Origin of the sequence: Paraburkholderia sp. SIMBA_027 (assembly GCF_046535315.1) — a bacterium.
Classification (GTDB): domain Bacteria; phylum Pseudomonadota; class Gammaproteobacteria; order Burkholderiales; family Burkholderiaceae; genus Paraburkholderia; species Paraburkholderia tropica.
The window spans coordinates 1-237 of record NZ_JAWRWY010001562.1 but is presented as its reverse complement, the minus strand read 5'-3'; the positions used below and the strand labels follow the sequence as shown (position 1 = coordinate 237).

Annotated in this window: 1 protein-coding gene; it reads left to right on the top strand. The window is 62.9% G+C overall.

From position 1 onward, the window contains the following. A partial coding sequence (locus SB764_RS44435) for a response regulator (RefSeq protein WP_410867368.1) occupies positions 1-237 on the top strand: 237 nt, incomplete at both ends.

The window sequence follows — 237 nt, the reverse complement described above, 5'->3', positions numbered from 1 at the left end:
ATCGAACTCATAGAAGATCTGCGCCTGCTGCCCGTCACCCCGCCCGTCATCGTGTTGACGGCGCAGGGAACGCTTGCGGACCGGGTGAACGGCCTGAACCTTGGAGCCGACGATTATCTCGGCAAACCCTTCGCCGTCGAGGAGCTTCTGGCCCGCATCCGCGCCCTGATGCGCAGACCGGCCGGCACCGTGACGATGACGGCGAAACTGGGCAAGCTGGAATTTTGCTTCGAAACC